The organism is Trinickia symbiotica, assembly GCF_003028655.1.
Classification (GTDB): Bacteria; Pseudomonadota; Gammaproteobacteria; order Burkholderiales; family Burkholderiaceae; genus Trinickia; species Trinickia symbiotica_A.
In genome coordinates this window covers 23052-43078 of sequence record NZ_PYUC01000026.1, presented here as the reverse complement: position 1 = coordinate 43078, position 20027 = coordinate 23052, and the positions used below count along the sequence as shown (strand labels likewise).

General features: G+C 60.8%; 20 protein-coding genes. 4 read left to right on the top strand and 16 right to left on the bottom strand.

The features are described from left to right. Nucleotides 1–78: 78 nt before the first annotated feature. The 12 genes from virB5 to C9I57_RS30750 form a co-directional block, all read right to left on the bottom strand. Nucleotides 79–774, bottom strand: coding sequence for a P-type DNA transfer protein VirB5 (virB5, locus tag C9I57_RS30805; RefSeq protein WP_107154318.1), 696 nt, complete (start codon nt 772–774; stop codon nt 79–81). 15 nt (nt 775–789) lie between these two features. Beyond that, nucleotides 790–1965: a type IV secretion system protein gene (locus C9I57_RS30800; RefSeq protein WP_107154295.1), complete on the bottom strand. Its 1176-nt coding sequence runs from the start codon at nt 1963–1965 to the stop codon at nt 790–792. After that, a complete protein-coding gene (locus tag C9I57_RS30795; RefSeq protein WP_107154294.1) occupies nt 1962–4400 on the bottom strand; it encodes a VirB4 family type IV secretion/conjugal transfer ATPase in 2439 nt (812 codons plus the stop codon). The genes C9I57_RS30800 and C9I57_RS30795 overlap by 4 nt, the downstream gene beginning before the upstream one ends. A gap of 1 nt (nt 4401) precedes the next feature. Further along, nucleotides 4402–4722 carry a type IV secretion system protein VirB3 gene (locus C9I57_RS30790; protein WP_107154293.1) on the bottom strand — a complete coding sequence of 107 codons (321 nt, stop codon included), beginning with the start codon at nt 4720–4722 and terminating at the stop codon, nt 4402–4404. Between the two features lie 17 nt (nt 4723–4739). Then, entirely contained in the window at nt 4740–5009 is a 270-nt protein-coding gene (locus C9I57_RS30785) for a TrbC/VirB2 family protein (RefSeq protein ID WP_440130264.1), read from the bottom strand. Between the two features lie 124 nt (nt 5010–5133). Further along, the gene (locus C9I57_RS30780; protein WP_181322016.1) at nt 5134–5775 is read right to left on the bottom strand and encodes a lytic transglycosylase domain-containing protein; all 642 of its coding nucleotides are present in this window, start codon (nt 5773–5775) and stop codon (nt 5134–5136) included. Nucleotides 5776–5777: 2 nt separating this feature from the next. Then, nucleotides 5778–6353, bottom strand: a complete 576-nt coding sequence (locus C9I57_RS30775; RefSeq protein WP_440130262.1) for a hypothetical protein — start codon at nt 6351–6353, stop codon at nt 5778–5780. A 241-nt stretch (nt 6354–6594) separates the two neighbouring features. Next, entirely contained in the window at nt 6595–6882 is a 288-nt protein-coding gene (locus tag C9I57_RS30770) for a hypothetical protein (protein WP_107154290.1), read from the bottom strand. Next, entirely contained in the window at nt 6875–7108 is a 234-nt protein-coding gene (locus C9I57_RS30765; protein WP_107154289.1) for a helix-turn-helix transcriptional regulator, read from the bottom strand. Before C9I57_RS30765 ends, C9I57_RS30770 begins: the two co-directional genes overlap by 8 nt. A 117-nt stretch (nt 7109–7225) precedes the next feature. After that, nucleotides 7226–7789: a hypothetical protein gene (locus C9I57_RS30760; protein WP_107154288.1), complete on the bottom strand. Its 564-nt coding sequence runs from the start codon at nt 7787–7789 to the stop codon at nt 7226–7228. 229 nt (nt 7790–8018) lie between these two features. After that, nucleotides 8019–8423 carry an ACT domain-containing protein gene (locus C9I57_RS30755; protein WP_107154287.1) on the bottom strand — a complete coding sequence of 135 codons (405 nt, stop codon included), beginning with the start codon at nt 8421–8423 and terminating at the stop codon, nt 8019–8021. Nucleotides 8424–8567: 144 nt separating this feature from the next. Then, a complete protein-coding gene (locus tag C9I57_RS30750; protein ID WP_107154286.1) occupies nt 8568–9452 on the bottom strand; it encodes an HTH-type transcriptional regulator ArgP in 885 nt (294 codons plus the stop codon). 817 nt (nt 9453–10269) lie between these two features. Here C9I57_RS30750 and C9I57_RS30740 point away from each other — a divergent pair. Both C9I57_RS30740 and C9I57_RS30735 read left to right on the top strand, forming a co-directional pair. After that, nucleotides 10270–11217 (top strand): fatty acid desaturase family protein, encoded by a 948-nt coding sequence (locus C9I57_RS30740; RefSeq protein WP_107154317.1) that lies wholly within the window; start codon nt 10270–10272, stop codon nt 11215–11217. Further along, complete coding sequence (locus C9I57_RS30735) at nt 11187–12533, top strand: sodium:solute symporter (RefSeq protein ID WP_258187914.1); 1347 nt, start codon at nt 11187–11189, stop codon at nt 12531–12533. The genes C9I57_RS30740 and C9I57_RS30735 overlap by 31 nt, the downstream gene beginning before the upstream one ends. On the opposite strand, the gene C9I57_RS30730 is transcribed toward C9I57_RS30735, so the two are convergent. The 4 genes from C9I57_RS30730 to hutH form a co-directional block, all read right to left on the bottom strand. Next, nucleotides 12421–13371: an HTH-type transcriptional regulator ArgP gene (locus tag C9I57_RS30730; protein ID WP_107154284.1), complete on the bottom strand. Its 951-nt coding sequence runs from the start codon at nt 13369–13371 to the stop codon at nt 12421–12423. The two genes, C9I57_RS30735 and C9I57_RS30730, sit on opposite strands and share 113 nt — an antisense overlap. Before the next feature lie 134 nt (nt 13372–13505). Continuing rightward, nucleotides 13506–14882, bottom strand: a complete 1377-nt coding sequence (locus tag C9I57_RS30725) for a formimidoylglutamate deiminase (RefSeq protein ID WP_107154316.1) — start codon at nt 14880–14882, stop codon at nt 13506–13508. 39 nt (nt 14883–14921) lie between these two features. Beyond that, the gene (gene hutU, locus C9I57_RS30720; RefSeq protein WP_107154283.1) at nt 14922–16610 is read right to left on the bottom strand and encodes a urocanate hydratase; all 1689 of its coding nucleotides are present in this window, start codon (nt 16608–16610) and stop codon (nt 14922–14924) included. Nucleotides 16611–17055: 445 nt separating this feature from the next. Then, complete coding sequence (gene hutH / locus C9I57_RS30710; protein ID WP_107154282.1) at nt 17056–18579, bottom strand: histidine ammonia-lyase; 1524 nt, start codon at nt 18577–18579, stop codon at nt 17056–17058. Nucleotides 18580–18833: 254 nt separating this feature from the next. On the opposite strand from hutH, the gene C9I57_RS30705 reads away from it, so the two are divergent. Beyond that, complete coding sequence (locus tag C9I57_RS30705; RefSeq protein ID WP_107154281.1) at nt 18834–19256, top strand: hypothetical protein; 423 nt, start codon at nt 18834–18836, stop codon at nt 19254–19256. Further along, on the top strand, nt 19256–19801 hold the full coding sequence (locus C9I57_RS30700) for a hypothetical protein (protein WP_102607390.1): 546 nt from the start codon (nt 19256–19258) through the stop codon (nt 19799–19801). The genes C9I57_RS30705 and C9I57_RS30700 overlap by 1 nt, the downstream gene beginning before the upstream one ends. Nucleotides 19802–20027 lie beyond the last annotated feature (226 nt).

Sequence of the window (20027 nt, the reverse complement as noted above, 5' to 3'; positions counted from 1 at the left end):
CCCGAAGTGCATCCGCTGACGGCAATGACGAAACTGATCGAAAGCAGCGCCCGAAGATGTCCAAGCATCGCCGTCTCCTCAGTTCCCGAACGAGGCCGGGACCATCTGATCCTGCAATCTGGCGGTATTGCCGGCTCGACTGAGGACCAGTTCGCTCTGCTGCTCGGCGACGAGCTTGTCTTCCGTATCGGCGAGCATCCTGAAGAGCTGTAGCTTCGTCATTTCGTTACCGACTGCAGTACTCTCGGCCTGGATACGCGCCTGCAGTTCTGCCACGCCTTTCGGGTCCTGCGTTGCATCGATCTGTTGCATCAGGCTCTGGATCTGGTCTAGCTCCTGCAACTCCGTTTGATAAGCCTGCAGACCGAATGCTTTGTCCTGGAACGGCTTGTTCAGCATGCGCTGGCACACCCGTTGGTCGACGCCCACCTGGTCCCCGCAGTCGTATGCCTCGCTGGCCGAGCGCAACGCCTGGGCACTTCCCGTCAGGCCGGCGTAACCTCCGTTCTGGACCGCCGTATAGACGCTTTGCCAGTTCGCGGGCAGCGAGTTCGCGATCACCGGGTTACTAAGCAACGCGCCAAAGCCGCGCGTGCCGACCGTCGACTGGTAGATCTGGATCTCCTGCTGGACTTCCTGCTCCAACTGCGCGACCGTCGCAATAGCCTGAGCGACGTTCTCCGCGTCAAATACCGGGATGCCCTGTGCATGCCCATTCGAGGAAAGCACCGCCGACACAATGGCAGCGCTCGCTACCCTAAACTGTCCTGTCATGATCACCACCTCACTTCAACTGCTGTGTTGCCCGAGATTTGCGCGCGCAACGCGCTCGTACGCTGGCACGGCTCCACCGCCTGAGGTCCCCGATCCGCCGCGTGGCCCGCCTCCCGAACCCGTGCGGTCGCGGATCGTGCCACCGGAACGCGGCCCCTTTCCCCCGCCGGTGAGCGCTCGTGCAAGGGCAGCGGTGACCCGACGCGATGCGACACCTGCGACGAACGCTCCGAAGCCGGATAGCGTTGCGCCTCCGGATAGGCCTGCAGCAACAGACGGCAACTGCCAGCCGACCATCGCCAGAAAAATCGCTGTTGCAAACATGCCGAGCGCGGCGCCCCACGCGGCCGACGCCTCGAGCGCTGCCTGGCCTGCCGCCACGAGCGCCGCTGCATTCGCGCCGGGCGGCGATGTCGTCACCTGAAACGGCGCGAGTTCCGCCGAAAACGCCGTCAGGGCCATGCCAAGGAACGCAGCCACGAGGATCTGCAGGAGGGCATAGTTCGCGACCTTGGCGGTCCACGCCTCGAAGAAGCGCGCCGTCGGGGCGAATGCCGCGCAGGCGATGAAGACCGGGCCGATGCCCAGCACAAGATCGAGCAACATCCGCCCCATGACAACTTCGAAGGCAAGTACGATCAAAAATATCGAACCGCCCAGCGATGCCACGAAGCCGCACACGATGTCGCCAATCCCCGCCACGATTCCGGCGAGACTCAGCCCCTCGTGGGTCGCCTTAACCGAATATGCGTCGAGAACGAGATCGACCTGCTGGTCATAGCAGTCGAGCGTCTGATAGATGGTCGTGGCGCTAGTCGCCGTAATGCTGTCGCCACTGACGGGACCGCATCCCGGATTACCCCCGCCGGTCGTGTTCGCTGCGTTCTGGATCGTCTGGGCAAGTCCGGCTGTGGCACCATTGACCGCAGTCACCACCTGCTGCTGGTAAACGCCGCCGGTTAATGCGAACGCAAGAATCGCGGCGACCTTCAGGCCTCGCCACGCAAACGCCGGAACCGCCTCGTGCGCCTCCCCGCGCACGATAGCAAGGCCATAGGCCAGCACCCAGATAGTGACGCCCGTGGTCACGGCCGGAACGAGCGCGCCGGACAATGCGGAAGACACGTTCGTCACGTAGGTCGACATGCCGTTCTCGAGTGTGCCGCCGATGGCAGTAAAGAGTCCGCTCATCGCGCACTCCTCGCCTGCGCGCTGCGCCGCTTCGCCAACTGTTCGTGGAAAACTGGCAACCACACGCCCGGATCATCGCCCACCCGCGCGCGGATCCCATCGAGCAGTTCCACGTTGTCCGTTGTACCCGACAGCACATCGAGGACATCTCCCAGCCCGGAGAGATCGAGCTTTCCAATGGCCGCGCGATGCCCTTGCTTGACGAGGAACATGCGGCTGTTCTCGCCGAGACTGCGCACGATGTTGAATTCGGCCTCGGTGAGCTTGAAGCCATGCACATAATCGTCGAAGTCCGCGCGCGGATTCGGTAGGAAAAAGAACGTGGCGCTCTGCTCGACGAGCGCTCGCGCAATGTCACTACGCAACACGTCAGATGGCGATTGGGTATCGAATATGCCAAGCCCGTTCTGCTTGCGGATCGTCTTCTGCTTGTTTTTTGCGAAGTCGGTGAATACTGGATCGTCAAGCCGCTTCCAGAATTCAGTCATCACGTAGACAAAGCGCCGGCCGTCGATGAGATTCTCGGTAAGGTGCAAGAGGTACATCGTGACCGGGGTCGAAACTTCAGCGTCATCGAGCAGTTCGGTGTCGTCGAATCCGAATAGACGCGCACGCGAAAAATCAATGCGATCACTCAAGTTGTCGAGTACCCAGCCGAGCCGGCCGCCTGCGCACCATTTGGCGAGCCGCGCGTGCAGGCTGTTTTCACCGACATTCGGGAGGAGTTGCCTGACCATCGATAGACGCCGCATCGGCTTCGCCATGCGCGCGACCTCGCGCACGGCTCGTGAGATGACCATCTCGTCGTTGGCGGGCAGCGGTACGCCGGTGCCCACAAGCTTTCGTACAAGGCGTTCCCAGAAGTCCAGCACCGACTCGCTCGGCTCCAGTTGAAACGGGTTGAGGCCAGTTGGCTCACCGCGCCGGAGCACGGTGTATGTGCCACCCATCGCGCGAATTGCAATCTCGGTGCCGCGATCCTTGTCGTACAGTACGGCGGTCACGTTATACTTCATCGCCATCGCAAGCAGGAACAACTCAAGCACCGTCTTGCCGGCGCCGGCCTGACCGATGATTTGCGTGTTGGCGAGCGCCTTCTCATCGAGCGAGTCGAGTTTTTCCGGGGTGACGTGGAAATTCAAATAGAGTGGCTGGCCACTGGGCGTCTTGACGATGGTGATCGCCTCACCCCACGGATTACCATCGCGCTTGCCGGTGGCGAAGTTGTGCAGGCTGGAAAGCCCGCAGAAGTTGCGTGACGTCAGCTTCGCCTCGCGTGGGCGATAGCGCCAATTGCCGGGCAATTGCGCAAACCACGCGGCATCGGCAACAAGATCTATCAGCGCCGTCTGGAAACCGGCATCGGCCAGTTGGGTGCGCGCCTTCGCCACGTTCGCCGATACTGCGTTCAGCGTATCGCCGAGCACCGCAAGCGAGTAGTGGTACTCGCCCAGTACGAAATCGCCATTAACCAGATCGTCGAGCGCCTGATCCATCGCCTCGACTTGTGACACGGCGACATCCTCACCCGCGATCAGCTGATTGCGCTGCCGCTCGAGTGCCTCTTTTGCGCTCGGTTTGTCGAGGATCGTAAAGCTCTGCGTTTCGATGTACTCAAAGTCCCCATAGAGCAGACCGTTGAGCATGCCCGGCTCGGTGTCTTCCGGGTAGTCTTTCAGATCGAGCATCGCCGCATAACGAGTCTCACCGGGCATGCGGATCTCGAGCTTTTCGGCGCCGACAAAGAGGCGCGCCGTGGGCAACGCTTCCCTTATCGGCCCCGATGGGACGGGCTGCGTCTCCCACGTTGCATTGACGAGATAACCCAGCAGCTCGAGTGCGGAGGAATACCGGCGCGGGCGCGTCGCATACGGACTGCGCTTACGGAAGACGCTGAGCGCCACCGGATCGTACGGTGTCAGCGCTGCGTCGACCTGCTCAGCGAGTTCGCCTATGACCTTGAGCGCTTCATACTGGTCGCGCCGAATATCGTCGAGCGTGCGACGTGCCGCCCGACTGAACACGCGACCCAGCCGGGTTCGGCTCGGCCGGTAGACGAGCGTCAGATACAGCTCATCGGCCATCATCCGGTAGCCAGCAAAACTCGCGTAGTAGCGGATGGCGAGGTCCTGGCAAAAGCTGTTCGCGTACGGACTGATGAAGTGATCCGAGACGCGGCGACGCAAGCGATGCGACCAGAGCGACGCGTGGCCACCAGGCAGTCCGCGCACGAGCTGGTTGAAGCCATCATGCCGCACGAGGATGTCCGCCGCATCGGCCGCCTCGAAAGCAATGCCCGCGATCTTCCAAATCTGGAGATAATCGCCTTCGCGCGTCTTGATGACGTGATCTGTCACATGCGTTGAGTAGGGAATGTAGTCGGCAACCGGGACTTCGCGATTCGCGATGGCGGCAAGTTGCTGCGCGGCTGTCATGTCACACCCTCCTCTTGAGGCGGACAGGAACGTATGAATGGGTTCCCCAAAACTGGCGGTTGCGCTGTTGAAGCCGCATACGGAGTCTCAGCGCATACTGAGCGAGTCGTTGATCGTCGCGGCGCGTCATTACACGCATTGTTATGTACACCGGTCCAATGAGAAAGACGATCGCGACGCCCAATGGGGGACTTACGAGCAACGCCCAGATGGCCGGAATCAGCATGCCGCCGCCGGCGATCAGAAACGGCACGAGCGGCACGCCCCATAGCATCGCGGGACGGGTACAGCCCTTGAAGACGGGATCCTTGAGCGAAGTCATGATTTGACAGCCTGGTTTCAGCCCGCCGGGATCAGCATGCCGGCGATTACCGTCGCACAGCCAACGAAAAGGCCACCGATGAACACGTTCGCGATGTCACCGAAGCGTGCGTGCTGGAACATCATCCTGAAGCCCGCCCATATGATCGAAATGGAGCAGGTCACGCCGCCGACGCCCAGCAACGTGGTCTGGATAGTGCTCAACAGCGTGTTCACCTGCGAAAGCTGAGCCCACGCGGGCGATGTCACGAGCAGCGCAGGAATCACCAGCAAGATGGCTCTCGCAATGCGCCGGCTAAGATCGGACCGACACGAGGACGCCTGGTGGCGCCATGCCTTGAGTCGCTTTTCGGGATTCATCGATTGCTCCCACTTACCTGCTATTTCGATTACCGTCACTTGTCCTGACGCGCTAAAAGACCACTGCGGTTTCAACGTGCTCGCCGCCCTGCTCAACCGGCGACGCGTCGCTTCGGCCCGTTCGTCGCGGCGGATCCGTCGCGCTCTTGGGCCGAATTGGCCCGCGCGACATATCGGAGTTCAGAGGTACGACGGGGATCGGCGCAATGGCCGGCACCGCGTCGGGCGAGACTCGAATCGGCAGTCGCGCGTTATCCATGACGCGCTGCACGTAACCGGTGCGATAACCGGTCGAGAAGTCGCCGGTTGCATAGCAGGACAGTCCTGCACGAAGCGCGAGTTGCGGCTCGGCGTACTCATGACGCGCTGAGGCAAAGCAACCCTGGAGAATCGCCGCGCCAGCCGCGAGGTTGCGGCAAGGATCGAACGAATCACGCGCGGTCAACCCATATCTGGACCAATTGGCGCGGCTGACCTGTGCGAGCCCAACGCTGTAACGCCAGCCGGCGGCCTCCAAGGCACGCGCGGTAGCCGTTGCTTCAGCTTCGCTTGACGGCTGCCGTATGAGGCGTCCATGCACGACACCTATCGCATAAGGATTGAATCCCGACTCGGTGCGTACCACCGCCGCCATGGTGATCGGCGAAATCTGCGGGGCACACTGAGATGCGAGGGCCAGGAAGTCGAGCGGCATGATCAGTGCCCTCCGCCGGGTCCGCTCTCCTCTTGCTCAATGAGCTTGAGGAAGAGAGCCGCAGATTGCGTCGGGTCGTAGGGCACCTGCGTGCTGCCCGGACCGTAGAATTCGGTAATCGCCGGGCCGCGCCCGCCGATGTCCCACCAGACACGCGTGTAAAGCTGGTTGTCGATCTCGACGTTGATCGCGCCGTCCGCGCGGCACAACAATTCACTTTGCTCGGGACCGCCCCAGTACAGGAACTCTTCGCGGCAATATCCGCCGCTTGCGAACGTGTTACTCGCGGACGTGCCACGTGATCCACCGGTGCCAAAGTCGCAGGTCGGAAACGGATCACCGTGACGCAACGCGCGCCAGAGCCGCTCCATCGGTGGCACGCACTCGCCGTACTGTTCGGGGCCACCGGGATTCGAGAGGCAAAGAATGACCTGACAGCCCCAGTCGTCAGCGCGTGCGCCCTCTGACATGCACACAGCCATCGAGGCGGAGACCGTCGCGCCGATCAATGCATGGCTCAAGACCACCCAGATCCTCGGAATGCGAACGTCTTTGCAACTTGCCAGACTCGTCTTCATGATCCGTCTCCCATCGATAGCCACCGATGTACCTAGACGGACGCCGAAGAAAAAGGAACCCGCGGCGCCGGGGAGGCTGACCGCGAGTTCAAGGGGGATCGGAGACAACGACAGAAACCACGAGGGCTGGGTGAATTGAGGCTGTCGTCGCCGCGCATACACGTCGGTAAATCGGGGCCGCTAACGCGTACTCGGTCGTGCTGTTGAATCTCGACCGGAACAGATTGTCAGGGTCTCTTAGTTAATTTCGTTTCGCCGACAACAGGCCCGCCAGCGCGTCCTTCGCTGACGCGAGCTCAAGCTCGTATCGACGCCATGGGCAGCGCGGGATCTTCAGTCTTCGGCAGATGACCTCCCGGCCGGCGCGCCACAGATAGGCCATGCGCAGCAATTCCTTATGGCGCGGTGCCAGCCGCTGCCAGGCCTGCTCGACGAGCGCCGCGTCTACCGGGTCGTAGTGACCACGGTTCGCACTGGCCCAGTTGTCCAATCGCGCATCGACAGAAATAGCTGCCTGTTGTTCAGTCATCGACCGCCTCCTGGTCGTTCGAACATGCACGGTATCCGGAGGGATCTTCTAGGAAGTTTTCGATATCGGTGGCGCGCCAGCCGACGGCACGGTCCCCGAGGCGGATGGGGCGCGGAAATGTGCCCTCCTGCATTCTTTGGTATATCGTCGAACGCTTCAGTCCAACTTCGTTCTCAACCTGGGCACGCCGCAAGATAGCGCCCGCGGCCCGCAACTGTACTGGCATGTTCGACCTCCGACTGCTTTATCCGAACAAATTGCTGCATGGGTCCAATTAAAGCAGTGCAGTGGCCTGACGGGCAATTCCGTCATGCCGTCGGAACATCCCGTCGGAGAACGACTATCAGCGGTGACGGCCATCGGATTCGCTGGCAGAATCCGGCCTAATTGCCGCGGCGAACGTCTGGGCGCTTCGCGAAGCTTCGCCATTAGCTTGGCCTTTGAGGCCCAGCTTGTCGTCAATGGCACGTGCAACGGTGGAGGATTTGGGGGGCCGCTCAGGGTCCCATTCAGTCCAGTGCTCTCGCATTACGTCAAAAAGTGCCTCGAGCGTACGTGTCAAGTGAGGAACATGCACAACCACGCCTCCGGCGGGATGTTCGTCAGCGCACGCGTAGGCAGAATCGGATCTTCGTCCATCGACCTTTGGTTGTGTACCCGCGTCAGATAAAAACGACCGGTCGAGCTTGCGCTCAAGATGCGACGCCCAGACGTGATGCATCAGCACAGTGCGAGCAAGGGCAAGTTCGAGCAATTTAATGCGACGATCGCGCTTTCGAAGGCGTTCATTGAGGCGCATAATGAGCGCCTTGACCTCCTCAGTTTGTCGAGGCGAATGGCTCGCACAATGTTGCGCATTGGCTTCGTACAAATTTGGGTCCGGCCGGTCATCGGTCGATTCAGACATGCTTGCTGCTCTCCAGCTTCGGGCGAGATAGGCACATAGGCTGCGTCGTATGCCTCGACGCGACCGCCCGACATGCTGCCGTTTGCCCTTTGATGGCCCACCAATATCTGATTTTCTAACGAATTTATTCAATACATTTTGTTCGCGCAAGTTGTAATCGACCGCCTTCAAGTTATCTTTCCGCCGACAAGGAAAACTAACGGGCCGTCCGTGGACTTCGCTTGCAAAACTACAACTCAGTGGCTGACGCTGCTATTTCATGCAGCAAGGCCATTGCCTCGCCAGCTCGTTGGACCGGGACGAGGAGATGATCGTGGCAATATCCGGCGATCACGTTGCATGGAATCTCGGCTTCCGCCAGTTTGCGGCTGATGACAGCGACAAGTCCAATGGCCTCCAAGCTTGAGTGAACTGTCAGCGTTATGAGACGGGCATCGAACGTAAAGGAAAGGTTGCGGCCCTCGGCATCCGAGCGTTCCACGACGGCCGTCAGCCCTTCTCGCTCGCGCATGGTGCAAAGGGTCCGCAGACCGGCCGGTACCAGGAAATCAGGAAAGAAGCAATAGACGTAGACGGCCTCAGCCATATACGGATTGAGCGTCGCACACAGTCTGATCAGGTCTTTCTCGCCCAACGTTCCTCTCCATAATTGTTCGTACCGTTACGCTAACCGACCAAAATGTTACGCGATCTTGTAAGTGGCTCCCGATGAAAGTCAAGTGCTCAAGGGTTAGCCGGCGGCAGTACTTGCCTCTGCCGCGATTCACGACATCGACGCTCATTGGATTAAAACATGACGCGCCTGACGCATCACCACGTCGCTGATCGTCTGTGCGTTGGGCGGCGCCGACTTCCAGTGATGCCAATAGAGGTTAACCGACACTCTATTGTTCGGCGCCAGCGCCACGAGATCGCCGGACCGAATCAATGGACCGATCTGCAAAGTCGGAACGAGGCCATATCCGACGCCTGCCAGGATGGCGGCCAGGAGGGCGTCTGGCGACGGGAAGTAATGCGTGGCATAGCCGGTCACCGGAAAGCCAAGCAACTGCTCCAGAAACGTCGCATGCAATGCATCCTTCCGGTTGAACAATACAGCGGGAGCAGCAAGAATGTCTCGCAGCGTCAGCCCATGAAGAAAGTTCGACCGAGCGAAGGACGGTGTAGCAACGCACTCATATTCCATCGCTCCGATCGGCTCGGCAATGAATCCGATCGGAGCGGCGCGCGCCGTCGAAACGCACCCCATGGCCTCGCCGCGCGCCAGGACTGCGAATGTGTGATCTTGGTCATCAACGATCACTTCGAGCGCTACGTTCTCTTTCGCGATGGCGCAGGCGACCGGTCCGAACCACGTGGCCAGGGAATCGGCGTTGATGGCAATACCCAGCCTCGCTCGGCTTCCGGAACCCGGTTTTATTCGTTCAAGAGTGTCGGCCTCCAGAAGCTTTTGCTTCTGGACGTGCTCAAGCAGCCTCTCGCCCGACGGAGTTAGCATCATGCCTTTACGAACAAGTAAGGGCGTCCCGAATGTTTCCTCGAGCGAGATGATCCTTTGTGAAACGGCAGCTCTGGAGATTTTCAATATGCTTGCCGCCCGAGCATAGTTCCCGGTTTCGACGACGACAGCAAAGGTCTGGAGCTGGTGGGGATCGAAGTTCATGACGCTCGACAATGTGCTGTCCCAACTTTGGATGAGCGGATCCTGGGATCAAGTGAACCGCCAGAAATGGATGAGCATAATCTGCAGTGCCTCATCTGACTTGCAAAGGCTAACGCCATAAGACAGCAGCCGATCGCGCGCCCCCCTCGAATGGAGCCTTGAATCCTGCTGTCGCTCGCCCATCGGCAAGCCTACGAAGCCACGGAAATGTCGTGCTGCGAACACTGAAGACAACAAGTCTAGCGACACAGCATTGCCCAATAGAAATCCACAGCAGTGCGGTGAGTTATAGTGCTCAAGAGCCCGTCGTTCGCATTGCCGGGCGGTCCCGATCTGGGGGAAAAATGCGCCAGGAACCGTCCTGGTGACGAAAGAAGAACAGCGATACAGGGCCTCCTGCTCTCACTGTTTCGACGCACACATAGCATTGGCGTCGGGACCGCCCCCTTCTGAACTCTGTGACGCGAATACCCTTCTGGGGATCCGGAGCGAGCCAATCCTCAACTATCAAACGCAACGAGCTTCGTCCAGTAGCCATTGACCTTCTCTTCGTAGGAACTCGTACCACCGTTCTGCCTGATCCGCGGCAATTGTCGGACTGCACGGATCGAAGTTTCCAACTTCCAATTCCGGACACTAGGTTAGCGGGAAGGCATCCCTCATGCATGCCGCTGTCCATAAATCAACGCCGCTCAAATTTTCGCAGCGGCTCAGCGACGGCTCGATTGTTTCCTAAGATCAAGGCTCAGTTGCCGCCCGCCTGCACTATGTCTCCTGTTCGCCAGGTGGAATGAGCAACCACGACGGGAGGTTATCGATGAGTCATCGCGCCGTAATTCACGATCAGGATGTCATCCGCTCCGCGTTCCGGGATTGGAGCAACGCTTATCAGGAGATGACGTCTCGTGACCTGTTCAGGGTAACAGTCGACCTCGTCTTTGACTGGTCGAGCATCGCCGTGGCGATGGTGCTTTTGCATCGGTTTGGCTGGTGGTCGTGCCCGGCAACAATCGTTTGGGTCGGAAACCGGCAGCGCGCGCTGGGAAACCTTCTCCACGACGCCGCGCACCGGAACCTCGCACGATCGACCCGGATTAATGACGCAATCGCGCGGCTCTTCATTGCGCCCGCGCTGTTCAATAGCCTTGCCGTCTATCGTGAGCAACACGCACGTCATCATGCATGGCTCGGTGATTCGAACGCCGATCCCGACTTTATCGCCGTCCATCAGCAGCAAGGTCATACCTGGCGAAGGCCGTTTCGCACGCTACTCCTGACGCCAGCCGCATGGTCAAGCTCGGCGTTCGGTCATCTACATCAGCCGAAAATCAGTTGGTCGCGGCGAACGGGGATAGCGGGATGGTGGACAGTACTCTTATGTGTCACGGCACTTGCACTGGGCCTTCATGCGGCGACGCTGTTCTTTGGAGTGTGGATGCTGGCCAGAGCCACTGTCTTTCACGCAATCACCACGTTTCGCGAGCTCTGTGACCACTTTGGCCGACGCCCCAGCGGCATCTTTAATTACACACGCGACGTCTGCTCACACGGCATATGGCGATGGATCATTCATCCGCACAATAATGGGTACCATCTGACGCATCACCTGATGCCCTCGGTTCCCTACCATCGGCTGGCCAACGCCCAGCGCCAGCTTTTGCAGTTGCCGACTTTCAGTCGAGCCGCCAGAGTATGTAATTCATACTTTCGCGGTCCGGACGCGGTGGTCCGCGAATGGGAACATTCCATCGGGGAGCAACGATGACTCAGCGCAGGCTAGGTGCCATCCGTGTGGGCGCACTTTTGGTGTCGGCGAGCTATGGTGTCGCGTTCCTGCTTGGCTCGGGAGAGATGGCAATCCATTCCGGGATGGCAGGTAGTCTTTATGCGATCGTAACGGCTCTGGGCATGCTCGCGCTCGCGGTGGCCGCACCTGCTCTCTGGCGGGGGCGCGAACCGATTTGGAATGTATTCGGTCAGCGCTACGGACCCGCAGTCCGCAAGCTGGTGGCGTTCCTGTCACTCTTCTGGATGACCGGGGTCCTCGCGGCCCAAATCCATGGCGGCATCGCCGTGCTCAAGACGTGCGGACTTCCGGCAACCCACGCGCTAGCGTTAATTGCGATAGGGCTGCTGGTGATGTCTGCCATTGAACTGGAATTGGCAGCGATGCTTTTCGCGTTCTGCCTCCTGGGGACCAACCTTGCCCTCCTGCATGTATTATTCGAGTCGAACGGCTTGGCTCTGTACGTGCATGCGTGGCCATCCTTCATCCGCGACGTGCGCGTCGCGCCTCGGGCTGAGACGCTGGTCACCATCGCCGCGATCATATTTCTCGTCGTCACAGGGTCCGACTATCAACAGTTCGTGATCGCGGCACGTCGCCCCGCAGATGCTTCGCTGGGCTGCGGGCTTGCGGGTGCTTTCCTCCTGGCTACCGGATTTCTTCCAGCCGCAACGGTCGTCGCAGCGCTTCGTGCTGGAAAACTGTCCGGCGTAACTGACGCCGCCAGCGCCATTCCCTCGATCTTGCTACAGACCGGCGAGCCGACAGGGCTGCTATGCATTGGCGCCATCCTTCTCGCTGCGCTTGGCTCGGGAACCGCAGTCGTCCGTGCGATGAACTGCGCACTGGAGGACCTGCATCCCACGAGCAGTGGACACGGCCACGCGTGGAGAATGCTGATCATTTTAATCGGTTGCACTACCGCAACTGACGGTGAGGCTATCGTCTCAACCATCGTGGCGCTTAACATTGTCTATGTTTCGGCCGTCGGATTACTGTTTATCCTGCATGAAGCCGGGTTTTGCGTGACACCGCGCTGTGCATCTATGATGCTGCTCTCTGGAGCCACGACATCCCTGCTCGTCATAGCGCTCCACTGGACGGGCATCGACAAATTGACCGGCTGGCTCCCTCTTCCAGCGGGGCTTGCTGCATCCGCTTGCCCTCTTTGTGTACGGCAAATCACACTCTTTCGCCGTCGCGTCCGATACATGAGGATCGCGCAACGGCGTCTTTGCCCATCGGAGCCGGCTGGATCAGACTCCGCCGGGCGCCATGAACGATCAGGGCGTTGAGCTTCGCCAGCGGTTCGGGTTCCGACTCCCTGTGGTGCCAATAAAGATCGACCATCAGGTCGTGCTCCGGGGCAAGAACGACTAGCTTGCCGTGGCCAATCAGTGGCTCCGCCTGCATTGCGGGCACCAGTCCATAACCGAGACCGTCGAGAATCGCGTTGAGCAACGATATTGGTGCCGGAAAATAGTGTTTGACGTACCTACCTACTGCCACCCCAAAGCGCGACTCGAGGAAGGTATCGTGCAAGGTGTCCTTTCTGTCAAATAGTACGGCTGGCGCCTTTAGCACATTCGCCAGAGCCATACCTCCAGCAAAATGCTTGCAGGCAAATTCCGGCGTGGCGACACATTGATAGCGCATCTGCCCGACTGGCTCGGCCAAAAACCCATCGACTGGTCTGTGCTGCGTCGACAAACATCCCCTCACGTCACCACGGGCCAACATTTTGAGCGTGTGTTCCTGATCGTCAACGACAATCTCGAGAGTCACATGGTGCCTTGCAAGCTCCCGCGCGACCGGCTCGAACCAAGTTGCAAGGGAATCGGCGTTCACGGCTAGGGCAAGTGCGGTCGTCGCCACCGTGTCCGGCATCACCCGCCGCAGTAATGCGTCCTCCTGTAGCCGTACAGATATGAGATACCGCAAAACGTCCTCTCCAGCTTTCGTGAGAGCAACCGTTGGCTCGCGGATCAGCAATAATGTTCCAATCGATTGCTCGAGTGCCTTGATCCGTCTGGTGACCGCTCCAGAAGAAATATTGAGGCTGGCTGCGGCCTTCCGAAAACTGCGATGCTCTACCACCGCGGCGAACGTCTCTAGTTGGAGCATGTTCAACATCGCGCCCTCTCGAAAGGCTATGTGGATGCGTGCGCCGATGCCACCCACGTCAACGGCACGCGAGAGCGTACCCGCACCAGGTGGTTTTCAGCAGCGGCGTAACCCGCCACGCGGCACGCGCCGGGGGCCGCGTGTCAGCGCAGCAGTTGCGCCAGTGCGGCGCGGTAATCCGCATATGCGGCGGCTTGATCTCGATGGCAGCGTTCACGCACCACGCATTCGCCGCCCGTGTAGACGTCGCGCACCGGAGTGTCACCGTGCTCTGCGAACACTGCGCCGGAGAGCCACGCGTCGCTCTCGTGCTCGGCAAGCGCCGGATGATCTGGATCGAGAACTAGCCAGTCGGCGCGGCAACCTTCGCGAAGCGCGCCGATGCGTCGCCCGCTCGCCTGCGCGCCACCGGCGAGCGAGGCATTGAACAGGCGATCCGCGGCGTAGGGCCGCGTATCGCTCGCGAGCACGTTGCGCACACGATTTGCCAGCCGCTGCCCGTATTCGAGCAGGCGCAGCTCCGCACGCCAGTCGACCGAGGCATGGCTGTCGGAACCAATGCCGATCACGCCGCCGTGCGCGAGATAGTCGACGGCCGGGAATATGCCATCGCCGAGATTTGCCTCCGTCGTCAGGCACAGCCCCGCGACCGCCCCGCTCCGCGCGAGCGCGGCGGTTTCGATCGCATCAGCATGCGTCGCGTGCACGAGGCACCAGCGGGCGCCGACATCGAAGCGGTCGAGCAGCCACTGCACGGGCCGCACGCCGTGCGCGCGCACGCAATCGTCGACTTCGGCCGTCTGCTCGGCGACGTGGATATGCACGGGCGCGTCATCTGGCAGGCAGTCGAGCAGCGCACGCAGACCCGCCTCTGACACCGCGCGCGGCGAATGCGGCGCGACGCCGTAGCGGAGCGCGCCGTGTTCGGGCTCCGCTTGGCGCAGCGCATCAAGCAGCCCGAGCAATCCGTCGGGCGTATTGATGAAGCGACGCTGATCATCGTGCGGCGGTTTGTTGCCGAACCCGCTGAACTGATAAGCGACCGGCAGCATCGTGATCCCAATCCCCGCGTCGCGAGCCGCGCCGACGACGCGTGCGCCAAGTTCCTCGATCCGCGGATAGCGCGAGCCGTCCTGCGCGTGATGCATGTAGTGGAATTCGCACACCGACGTGTAGCCGCACTTCAGCATCTCGACATACAGCCAGCGCGCGATCGCCGCGAGCGCGTCCGGCGTGATCTTCAGCGCGAAGCGGTACATCAGGTCGCGCCAGCTCCAAAAGCTTTCGGAAGCATTCGCGCGGTATTCGGTGAGTCCAGCCATCGCGCGCTGGAACGCGTGCGAATGCAGGTTTGGAACGCCGGGCAGCACCGGGCCCGCCGCACGCGCGGCGCAGGCCGGTGCATCTGTGTCGGGCGTCACTTCGGTGAGGGAGCCTGCGACGTCCCAGCGCAGCAGCACGTTGCGCCGCCAGCCATCCGGCAGGTAGGCATGGTCCGCGAACAGCATCGTGTCGGTCATCGTCAGTCCTATCATCCGCCCGGTCAACCGCCGTCATGTTCAGCGGACAAGCATCGGCAGCTTCAAGCCGGCCTCGAGGGCCGTCTGCCGCGCGAGTTCGTAGCCAGCGTCCGCGTGACGCATCACGCCCGTCGCGGGATCGTTGAACAGCACGCGGCCAAGGCGTTCATGCGCCGCGTCCGAGCCATCGGCGACGATCACGACGCCCGAGTGCTGCGAGAAGCCCATCCCGACGCCGCCGCCATGATGCAGCGACACCCACGACGCGCCGCCTGCCGTGTTCAGCAGCGCGTTGAGCAGCGGCCAGTCGCTGACCGCATCCGAGCCGTCCTTCATCGCTTCCGTTTCGCGATTCGGGCTCGCGACGGAGCCGGTATCGAGGTGATCGCGTCCGATCACGATCGGCGCTTTCAGTTCGCCGTTCTTGACCATCTCATTGAACGCCTGGCCCAGCCGATACCGATCCATCACGCCGACCCAGCAGATACGCGCCGGCAAGCCCTGGAATCCGATGCGCTCGCGCGCCATGTCGAGCCAGTTGTGCAGGTGCGGATCGTCCGGGATCAGTTCCTTGACCTTCGCATCCGTCTTGTAGATGTCCTCGGGATCGCCCGATAGCGCAACCCAGCGGAACGGCCCCTTGCCTTCGCAGAAGAGCGGGCGGATGTAGGCCGGCACAAAGCCCGGGAAGTCGAATGCGTTCTCGACGCCCATTTCCAGCGCCATCTGGCGAATGTTGTTCCCGTAGTCGAGCGTCGCCGCGCCGCGTTCCTGCAGAGTCAGCATCGCACGCACCTGAACGGCCATCGACTGCTTCGCGGCCTTGACAATGCTCTGCGAAGCAACCTTCTGCGCCTCGCGCCATTGCGCGACGGTCCAGCCTTGCGGCAGGTAGCCGTTGATCGGATCATGTGCGCTAGTCTGGTCCGTCACGCAGTCTGGCGTGATGCCGCGCTTGACGAGTTCCGTGAACACGTCGGCCGCGTTGGCGAGCAGGCCAATCGACACGGGCTTGCCCGTGCGCTTCGCTTCCTCGATCATGCCGAGCGCCTCATCGAGAGTCGTTGCCTTCTTGTCGACGTAGCGGGTCTTCAGGCGGAAGTCGATGCGTGTCTCGTCGCATTCGACCGCGATCATCGAGAAGCCAGCCATCGTCGCCGCGAGCGGCTGCGCGCCGCCCATTCCGCCGAGGCCACCCGTCAAAATCCAACGGCCCGACGGATCGCCGTTGAAGTGCTCGTTCGCGACCGCGAAGAACGTTTCATAGGTGCCCTGCACGATACCCTGGCTACCGATGTAGATCCAGCTACCAGCCGTCATCTGGCCGTACATCATCAGGCCCTTGCGGTCGAGCTCATGGAAGTGATCCCAGTTCGCCCAGTGGGGCACCAAGTTCGAGTTCGCAAGCAGCACGCGCGGCGCATCCTTGTGCGTGCGGAACACACCGACCGGCTTGCCGGACTGAATCAGCAGCGTCTCGTCCTCTTCGAGATTCTTCAGCGATGCGAGGATCTGGTCGAAGCAATTCCAGTTACGCGCCGCGCGGCCAATGCCGCCGTAGACGACCAGCGCATGCGGATGCTCGGCTACTTCCGGGTCCAGGTTGTTCTGTATCATCCGATACGCGGCTTCCGCGATCCAGGTCTTGCAGGTCTTCTTGCTGCCGCGCGGCGCGCGGATCGTACGTGTCGGATCTAGCCGGGGATCGATGTGTTTTGGATGGTTCATGACGACTGCTCTCGAAGCAAAAGAAAATCAATAGCGAACCAGAAATGTGCAGAGAAGCGATAACGGCTTCCCAGATAGCACAGCCACCGAGGCGACGGCGCCATGCGGCCACGAGCGCGAACGGACAAGGAGGCTCGCCTCGACTTCGTACACGCGCAGCTGGCCGCACCGCACCTGCGTCGGTGCGGCCGCTTTGATCCGGTACTCGACCCGCTGCAAGTGAGCCACGCGCCTGCGAATGAAACAGCTTTCGCGCAGGGCAACTGCGTCTTCTCTCGGCGAGCGACTTGATCGGCGCGAATCGCCGCCAGTCCCAGCATGCGGCCGAACTTGAACCCGCGTGCCAAGTCGTTCTCGGACGGCACGTGGTCGCCCTCCGCCCCCTCGCCCGTGCGAATGCGGGCCAGGACGAAATCCAAGATCTCAGACCGGTGCGCTCCTCGGCTTACTGTTCCGATGCGAACGAGAGCGGGCTGATCTTCGCGAACGCGCGCTCACCGACGAGCTTCGCGATTACCGCGATATCCGGCGCGAAATAATGGTCAATCTCATAGTGCGCGACCTTCCCACGGATCGTTTCCATCACTTGTGCGAGCTTCGGGCTCGTCTTGTGCGGCGCGCGCAGATCGACGCCTTGCGCGGCGGCGAGCAACTCGATCGCTAGGATGTGCTTCGTGTTCTCCGCGATGTCGGCAAGCTTCCGCGCAGCGAAGGTCGCCATCGATACGTGGTCCTCCTGGTTGGCCGAAGTTGGAAGCGAATCGACCGAGGCTGGGTGCGCAAGCGTCTTGTTCTCCGAGGCAAGCGCGGCCGCCGTCACGTGCGCGATCATGAAGCCCGAGTTGACGCCGCCATCCTTGACGAGGAACGGCGGCAGGCCCGAAAGCGTCGCGTCGATGAGCAGCGCGATCCGCCGCTCGGCGAGCGCGCCGATCTCCGCGGCCGCGAGCGCGAGATTGTCGGCGGCGAACGCAACGGGCTCCGCATGGAAGTTGCCGCCCGAGAGCACTTCGCCCGTATCGGGGAAAATCAGCGGGTTGTCGGAAACGGCATTCGCTTCGACGAGCAACACGTCGGCCGCGTAACGCATCTGATCAAGACAGGCGCCCATCACCTGCGGCTGACAGCGCAGACTGTACGGGTCCTGAACCTTGCCGCAGTCGCGATGCGAGAGATTGATGCCCGAGCCTTCGAGCAACGCGCGATAAGCGGCCGCCGCGTCGATCTGTCCGCGATGACCGCGCAACTCGTGAATGCGCGCATCGAACGGCTTGACGGAGCCGGCCGCGGCATCCACCGACAGCGCACCGGCCACGAGCGCCGTGCGAAAGAGGTCTTCGATTGCGAAGAGGTTGTAAAGCGCAAGCGCCGTCGACGCCTGCGTGCCATTCAGCAGCGCGAGGCCCTCCTTCGCTTGCAGCGTCAGCGGCGCGAGGCCTGCGACGCGCAAACCGTCGATCGCGCTCGCGCGCTCGCCGCGGATGAACACGTCGCCGACGCCGAGCAGCACGGCAGACATGTGCGCGAGCGGCGCAAGGTCGCCCGATGCGCCGACCGAGCCCTTCACCGGGATCATCGGCAACACATCCGCGTTGAACAGTTTTATCAGCGCGTCCATCACTTCGCGCCGGATACCTGAATGACCGCGGCCGAGACTCGACAGCTTAAGTGCCATCAGCAGGCGCACCGACGAGGACGCCATTGGCTCGCCGACGCCGACTGCATGCGACAGCACGAGGTTCTTCTGCAGTAGCTCGAGCTGGTCGTCCGCAATGTGCGTGCTGGCCAAGCGGCCAAAGCCGGTATTGATGCCGTAGGCCGGCTCACCCTTTGCGGCGATGTCTGCAACGGCCTTCGCGCCCGTATCAATCGCAACAAAGCTATTAGGGTCGATTTGCAGCGAGCCCCTATCGCGCGCGATATCACGCAGTTGAGCAAGGGTCAGCTTTCCCGGAGTCAGTTTCACAATGGTTAACCTCGAATGAATTTGTTCGACACTATACCGGAATGAAATTATCCATTCAATACCTCCGTTGACGCTGAGCTAGACGGTGCAGACGCCAGGCAAGTACTGGCGCTGGCGATCAAGCTTTAACGGGCCCAACACGGTAGGCATCGATGCCAGCATGCCGCACAGCCCGCTTGTTGCGAGCCCGAGAGAATTGTTTTATTCTTATAACGTCATCTCGACATGAATTCTTTCATACAAGAGGGTTTTTACCTATGTCATCCACCGATCTGCTCGAATTCCACGCGCCGAGCATCGACGTGAAGTTTCGGGTTGAGTTGCTCGCAGACCAGAATCCGGACGTTGTAGGCCAAGTTCTTCACCAACTGCCCCTGGACAGCGTACTCGGCCACGTGGTCATCTCTGGCGAAGCCATCTGGCTGCCAACGAAGATCGTGCATCTGGGGAAAAGCAACATGGTTAAGCGCTCGCCCGGCGCCGTCTATTTGTATGCCCCCGGACAAACCATTTGCCTCACCTACGGAAGCATCACCGAGAGCGCGCTCGTCAACAAGTTCGGCCAAGTGCTCGACAGCGACCTCCCCCTCTTGGCCAGGCTCGGTCAGCATGTTTGGGAGCAAACCGTTGCCGAGCCCCGCAAGAACCTTGTCAACATCACTATCCGGAGGGCTCAGTAATGTCGAGCATCGAGAAATTCAAAGGCAACTGGCGCGAAGCGAAAGCCGAGATTGACCGTCAGGTCGAGCGCGTATGGCTGGCCGAGCCAGAGGAAATTCAGAAGATCCGCTGGGGCATCATCGACAGCGGTGCTGGCAGTGGTCAGCAATCGTTCAGCGTTTTGGTCCATCTCGAGGCGTATCTCATGCTCGTCGGTGCGGACGTGATGTATCGCTTCCTCAAGGTTTCGCAATACCCGGACGTGGAATTGCCCACGCTCGTAAAAATGACGCGCGAGTTCCTCACTGGTACGTTCAACGTCTTCGAGTTCATGACCGATCTTGGGCTCACAAACATGCATCAGATCGGGCAAATGTACAGCGATGCACTCGATACCCTGGAAACGAAAGAGGAATACGTTCAGCTGACCGGCGCCATGATGACGTATGTCGTCCGCATGCACCGCTGGATCCACTTCATCTTTCCGTGGAATCTCGGCGTCGCGTTCCCGCATCGTAAGCCGAACGAAGTCGCCTCAATCGCCGCTGTAGTCGCGGCGGCATAACAGATCGCATCGGTTCTGCGCGCCGGCACCTCCGGCGCGCAAAAGCACTTCGCTGGCAATTCCTCGTTCACTCCGTGACTTCCGCTGCCCGATCTACCACCCCGGTTCGGCCTTCTCGATACTTGATGAAGTGGTACTTCCGTTCCATAGCGGCACATCTTTTCGGGTAAGATTCTGCTCAGACATCTGACGAATCCTTGTAGAAGTTCCGGAGAACTGAATTGCC

Bases quoted from the DNA above. Each gene is read 5' to 3' on its own strand.
- C9I57_RS30795 (WP_107154294.1), bottom strand. From the start codon at position 4,400: ATGACAGCCGCGCAGCAACTTGCCGCCATCGCGAATCGCGAAGTCCCG.
- C9I57_RS30765 (WP_107154289.1), bottom strand. From the start codon at position 7,108: ATGCCAGTACAGTTGCGGGCCGCGGGCGCTATCTTGCGGCGTGCCCAG.
- C9I57_RS30730 (WP_107154284.1), bottom strand. From the start codon at position 13,371: ATGTTGAACATGCTCCAACTAGAGACGTTCGCCGCGGTGGTAGAGCAT.
- C9I57_RS30740 (WP_107154317.1), top strand. From the start codon at position 10,270: ATGAGTCATCGCGCCGTAATTCACGATCAGGATGTCATCCGCTCCGCG.
- C9I57_RS30760 (WP_107154288.1), bottom strand. From the start codon at position 7,789: ATGTCTGAATCGACCGATGACCGGCCGGACCCAAATTTGTACGAAGCC.
- C9I57_RS30780 (WP_181322016.1), bottom strand. From the start codon at position 5,775: ATGCCGCTCGACTTCCTGGCCCTCGCATCTCAGTGTGCCCCGCAGATT.
- hutU (WP_107154283.1), bottom strand. From the start codon at position 16,610: ATGAACCATCCAAAACACATCGATCCCCGGCTAGATCCGACACGTACG.
- C9I57_RS30770 (WP_107154290.1), bottom strand. From the start codon at position 6,882: ATGACTGAACAACAGGCAGCTATTTCTGTCGATGCGCGATTGGACAAC.
- C9I57_RS30750 (WP_107154286.1), bottom strand. From the start codon at position 9,452: ATGAACTTCGATCCCCACCAGCTCCAGACCTTTGCTGTCGTCGTCGAA.
- C9I57_RS30800 (WP_107154295.1), bottom strand. From the start codon at position 1,965: ATGAGCGGACTCTTTACTGCCATCGGCGGCACACTCGAGAACGGCATG.
- C9I57_RS30705 (WP_107154281.1), top strand. From the start codon at position 18,834: ATGTCATCCACCGATCTGCTCGAATTCCACGCGCCGAGCATCGACGTG.
- C9I57_RS30790 (WP_107154293.1), bottom strand. From the start codon at position 4,722: ATGACTTCGCTCAAGGATCCCGTCTTCAAGGGCTGTACCCGTCCCGCG.
- virB5 (WP_107154318.1), bottom strand. From the start codon at position 774: ATGACAGGACAGTTTAGGGTAGCGAGCGCTGCCATTGTGTCGGCGGTG.
- C9I57_RS30735 (WP_258187914.1), top strand. From the start codon at position 11,187: ATGGGAACATTCCATCGGGGAGCAACGATGACTCAGCGCAGGCTAGGT.
- C9I57_RS30775 (WP_440130262.1), bottom strand. From the start codon at position 6,353: ATGAAGACGAGTCTGGCAAGTTGCAAAGACGTTCGCATTCCGAGGATC.
- C9I57_RS30725 (WP_107154316.1), bottom strand. From the start codon at position 14,882: ATGACCGACACGATGCTGTTCGCGGACCATGCCTACCTGCCGGATGGC.
- C9I57_RS30700 (WP_102607390.1), top strand. From the start codon at position 19,256: ATGTCGAGCATCGAGAAATTCAAAGGCAACTGGCGCGAAGCGAAAGCC.